We start from the raw sequence: 4,905 nt of genomic DNA on the forward strand, positions 1-4,905 counted from the left end.
TCCAAAACGTATCGCTGAAAAAGGCGCTAAAGGAAATTGAAAAGAAGTCTGACTATCGCTTTTTGTATAACGACGATATGTTGTTGAAAAACGATATGCCCGCCAGTTTAAATACAAAAGATGCATCGCTTGAAGAGGTGATGAAAATTGTACTTGGCAATACCAACCTGATTTACACGCTAAGTGATAATAATCTGGTTATCCTTACAGAAAAGGGCAATGCAATGTCCCCCGGTTCCGTGAGCGGTAAAGTAACTGATGACGAGGGCCTGCCAATGCCCGGTGTTACCGTCAGAGCAAAAGGAACAAATGTAAGCATCCAGACTGACGTGCAGGGCCGCTATAGTTTAAACATACCCGATGCTAAAACTGATGGCGTTACGCTGGTGTTTTCTTTTATCGGGTATGCTTCGCAGGAGGTGCCGGTAAGTGGTAACTCGCTCATCAATGTACAGTTAAAAGCTGCATCCAACTCTTTAAACGAGGTAATTGTGGTTGGATATGGTACGCAAAAAAAAGAGAACCTTACAGGCTCAGTTACTGTAGTAAACCTGAAAGATGCCAACAAACGTGTAACACCTGATGTAGCGAGGGCTTTGCAAGGGCAGGTTGCAGGTGTACAGGTAAACGGTTCGGGCGTACCGGGCGAGGGCGTTTCTATCCGGGTACGTGGCGTAAGTTCGCTTAACAGTAACAATCCACTGTTTATAATTGATGGTGTACCAACATTTGAGCCTTTTGATTTTCCCAATACTGATATTGAAAGTTTACAGGTTATTAAAGACGCATCGGCAGGTGCAATTTATGGGTTTCGTGGGGCCAATGGCGTAGTGATCATCACTACAAAAAAAGGCAAAAACGGACCGATGAAAATTAACTATAATGGTTACGCCGGTTTCCAGAAAAATCCTAAAACGTTATCCGTTACCGATAGGATAGGCTATCAGAAAATTGCCGATGCTGCTGAAACCAATGCGGGTTTATCTTTAGCGCCGGGCAATGACCCGTCATCAAGCAAATTTATCAGCAATGTAAATACCGACTGGCAAAAATCGGGTTTCAGAACAGGTTATACTCAAAGTCATGACCTTGGCCTATCAGGCGGTAATGATAATATGAGCTACAATGTTGCTTTTGATTATTTTAACCAAACCGGTACAACTGTATCAGGTCCGTCTTACACTCGTTATAACCTGAGCGGTAACATACAAGGTAAAAAAGGTATTGTATCTTTCGGCACTAAGTTCGCCTATACCGAAGGGGATTATAATAACCTGGCATATCCTCACTTACACGGTACCGGAAACCAAATAGTTGACCTGATTACAGCTATTCCAACTATGCCTATTTATGATCCTAACCGTGTTGGTGGTTACGGCGGCGTTGATCAAAACACGCAAAGGGCTATTTCGCTTAATATTATCGGTGTAAATAACTTATTGAACAGCACGGGGCAACGTAACCGGATGCTGGCATCGGCCTGGATGGAGGTAGAGATCATTAAAAATCTGAAATACCGGATTAGCGGAAGCTATGATCGCAACGATTTCAGAAATACTTATTTTGATCCTATTTATGATCTGGGGTGGTTTTATCCAAACACAACTGCTTACTACAGTGATGCCCGGGGTAATTATTATACTCAACTTATAGAGAATACGTTGAGTTACAAATTGAATTTTAAAAAGCATGATTTTGAGGTGCTGGCCGGTACAGCTTATCAAAAAACTGCCAATAGTAATTTAACCGGTGTAGCGTTAAATTTACCACAGCCTTATTTATTCGCACTGGATAATGTAAGCAATCCTGCTGATAAAGCTGCTTACAGCAACAGTGGTGTAATTAAGTTTTACTCGCCGATATTTGCGCGCCTCAATTATAATTATGACGACCGTTACTTGCTGACGTTTAATTACAGGCGCGATGGTAGTTCGCAGCTTACTCCCCAGCACCGTTATGGTAACTTTCCGGGAGCATCAGTTGGCTGGAATATCAATAAAGAAAAGTTCCTGCACCTGCCTGAAGTTATCACACAGTTAAAACTTAAAGCAGGATACGGAATATTGGGCAACATCAACGCGCTTGCCAACCCATATCCTTTTCAAACCATAGTAAACGGCAATGCGAGTTATGTGTTTGGTAATACGCTTGCGTCAGGAACAACACAAACACAGGTATTTGATCAAACTAACAAATGGGAAGGTAAAAAAACTACCAACATTGGTATTGATTTGAGCTTGTTTCATGATCAGCTTGCATTTTCATCTGAGTATTATATCAATAAAATCACGGGTGTATTGTTAGGTGTGCCAATTCCGGTTTCTGTAGGCGCTATTAACACGCCGCTGGTTAACGCGGCATCATTTACCAATAAAGGTATTGAGTTTACGGTAACATATCGCAGTAAAGATACCGGGCCGTTTAACTATACTATCAGCGCCAATGCATCTACAGTTAAAAACAAGGTGACATCATTGGGCAATGGTGGCAACCCAATTTACGGGGCGTACAGTAAAACAGCTGTTGGTGGCGAAGTAGGCCAACTATATGCCTTTAAAACCGAAGGTATATTTAAAGATGCTGCTGATGTTGCTGCCCATGCCACCCAAACCGGTGCGGCTCCCGGCGATGTTAAGTTTGTTGACACTGATCATAACGGTATCATTAACGATAACGACCGTGTTTACTTAGGTTCGGCTATCCCGAAATTATATTATGGTTTCAACTTCAGCGCTAATTATAAAAACATTGATGCCTCAATATTTATACAGGGTAACTACGGCAGCAAAATCGCCAACGGTGTTTACCAGGCCTTAATGACCGGCCAATACGGTAACCAAAGTACCGATGAGTTAAATTATTGGACACCAACTAATACCAATACTAATGTACCGAGACCAATTATAGGCGATCCGAATGCGAACGGCCGTAACTCGGACAGGTTTATACAAAGCGCCTCATACGCTCGCTTGCAAACTGCACAATTGGGTTATACTGTGCCTTCGGCCATATTAAATCGTACCCATGTTTTCAGGAGTGTAAGGATCTATCTGTCGGGCCAAAACCTTTATACCATAACCAAATACAAAGGTTACGATCCTGATTTTATTAACGATGGTACCATTAACCGCGGTTTTGATTACGGTTCGTTCCCTAACCCACGCACTTTGCTGGTTGGTTTACAGGTTGGCTTATAATTATTGATAAACATTAAACATTAGTATAATGAAAAATATATTTAAAAAGACCGTAGTTACCGGTTTGGTACTATCGGCTTTTGCAATGAGTTGTAAAAAAGGTACTTTGGATACCGTAAACCCTAATGCACAAACTACCCAAACATTTTGGCAAAATGCCAGCGACGCCGTAAAAGGAATAAACGCGGTATACGGCAGCTTAATTATTGATGGCTCATACATGCGCTTTTCGCCGATAGTTGAAAATACAAGGGGCGATGACGCTACAAGCTATAGCCCCTGGGACCAGATCTACAACATGGGCAAGTTTAACATGCAAAGCACCGGCGATGGTGTACTTTTTTCATGGACTGCCTACTATCAGGGTATTTTACGTGCAAACGAGGTATTGAAATATGTGCCTGATATTAACATGGATGCCGAATTAAAGAAACGCATATTAGGACAAGCTTATTTTCTGCGTGCGCTGTACTATTTTCATCTGGCCGATTTTTATAAAAACGTGCCTATGCCTTTAGCTCCGGCCGCTTCAAGTGCCGATTATTTCCAGAAGCAGCAACCGCAGGATGTAGTTTGGGCGCAGGTGATCAGCGATTTTAAAGCAGCCGAAAGCATGTTGCCGGCTACTTACAGCGGCTTATCGCCCGATGGGCAAATTGGTAGGGCTACAAAAGGCGCTGCGGCCGCGTATTTGGGTAAAACATATCTGTTCACAAAAAAATATACTGAGGCGGCAGCTGAGTTTAAGTCGGTAATAGATATGGGGACTTATAGCCTGGTGCCTAATTATTACGATAACTTTTTTGCGAATAACGAGAACAACTCTGAATCAATTTTTGAGGTCCAGTTTTCAAGGGATGCCGGAGGTACTGACCTTGGCTGGGGCGGCGATCCGTCATCAGGATGGGGACGTACTTCTGCCCGTGCTATCACCTTTGGCGCGGCAAGTTTCGGCTTTACCGATGTGCAGCCAACACCGGCATTATACAACGAGTATCTTCAGGAAAAAACTACCACTGGCGGTGTCGACCCGCGTTTGGATGTAACCATGTACTACAACAAACCCGGCGAAAAATTATATAACCAGAATTTTGCTACCCGTTATGCAGGCAGCTCGTCATTAAATGCCCTGTTTTGCCACAAGTATGAAAACGGCGATAGCGGCCAGGCTGATGAATATGACTGGAGATCGGGTATTAACGAAAGGTTGATGCGCTATGCCGACGTACTTTTAATGTACGCAGAATGTCTGAACGAATTAGGTACGACAAACGATGCTTACCAATACATTCAAATGGTACGTAACCGTGTTGGGTTGCCAAACCTGGCCACCGTTAAACCGGGCCTGAGCCAGGCCGATATGCGTGAGCAGATAGGTCATGAGCGTTTCCTGGAGTTTTCGCTGGAAGGTCATAGGTTTGATGATATCCGCCGCTGGGGTTGGTTACAGGATGCAACAAAACTGGCCTGGTTAAAAGCCCGCGACCCGGAGTTTAACACTTACACCGTGGGTAAAGAGTATTTACCAATACCACTTACCGAGGTACAAACCAACGTTGGTTTGGTGCAGAACGCGGGGTATTAGTCGTTTTTGAATCCCCTCTCGAGAGGGGCGCGGAGGGTAAAAGTGGTGGCAGGGGTGTGTTATGCGTGCGATTATTAAAGCAGAAACACACCCCTCCGCCCCTCTCAAGAGGGGAATCGCACA

The 4,905-nt window shown here is 43.7% G+C and carries 2 protein-coding genes; both read left to right on the forward strand.

The window, feature by feature from the left end; translation table 11 throughout:
* Nucleotides 1–3,197 (forward strand): TonB-dependent receptor (locus VF500_RS00295; protein ID WP_330857762.1); only part of this gene is annotated, 3,197 nt, incomplete at its 5' end.
* Nucleotides 3,198–3,225: 28 nt separating this feature from the next.
* The gene (locus VF500_RS00300; RefSeq protein ID WP_330857763.1) at nucleotides 3,226–4,782 is read left to right on the forward strand and encodes a RagB/SusD family nutrient uptake outer membrane protein; all 1,557 of its coding nucleotides are present in this window, start codon (nucleotides 3,226–3,228) and stop codon (nucleotides 4,780–4,782) included.
* Nucleotides 4,783–4,905: the final 123 nt, after the last annotated feature.

It is taken from the genome of Mucilaginibacter sp., from assembly GCF_036383575.1.
In the GTDB taxonomy this organism is placed as follows: domain Bacteria; phylum Bacteroidota; class Bacteroidia; order Sphingobacteriales; family Sphingobacteriaceae; genus Mucilaginibacter.